This window comes from Sporolactobacillus shoreicorticis (genome assembly GCF_024125445.1).
Lineage (GTDB): Bacteria > Bacillota > Bacilli > Bacillales > Sporolactobacillaceae > Sporolactobacillus > Sporolactobacillus shoreicorticis.
The window spans coordinates 1-516 of record NZ_JAMXWM010000103.1; the positions used below are offsets into that span (position 1 = coordinate 1).

Sequence of the window (516 nt, forward strand, 5' to 3'; positions counted from 1 at the left end):
ACCGCCGAACATATCCGTCTGCGTTTTCCTGTTTGTGACTTTAATTAAGAGCAAGTCATCGTTTTCGTAGGCCTTAATCAGCAGCTTATGGGACTCATCACTCCGAACATACACACCGTCGTTGTCGATTGACCATTCCTTAAATCCACCCAGGTATTCCTTCCAGCCTCCCTGTGTATCCTTCGAGGTTACTTCCACCGTATCTTTATCCCGGTTAATCGTCAGCCCCTGCTGGCCGGCAAGTGCTAACAGCTTATCACCAGTCGCATTCCACAGTGACAACAAAATATCCTTACCAGCGGTCGCTGAATTAAGCCGACTGGTTAGTTGGTCATATAATTCTGTTTCAGCAGCCATTGTTTTCCTCCTTAGATTTTGACCTTATAGCCTGAGAAAACGACAAAGTCATAGCCAATGATGGCATGCTTGGTGCCGTCCTCTTCATTCAAAATTTGAGACACGCCGTTTGGTACCTGCAGAATCATTTCATAGCCGTCCGGCAGTTCAATGTCTTCA

2 protein-coding genes are annotated in these 516 nt (G+C 46.3%); both read right to left on the bottom strand.

The window, feature by feature from the left end:
* Positions 1-357 (bottom strand): phage major tail protein, TP901-1 family (locus NIE88_RS22195; RefSeq protein WP_253065747.1); only part of this gene is annotated, 357 nt, incomplete at its 3' end.
* Positions 358-368: 11 nt separating this feature from the next.
* Complete coding sequence (locus NIE88_RS22960) at positions 369-509, bottom strand: DUF5072 family protein (RefSeq protein ID WP_373689485.1); 141 nt, start codon at positions 507-509, stop codon at positions 369-371.
* Between the last annotated feature and the right edge of the window lie 7 nt (positions 510-516).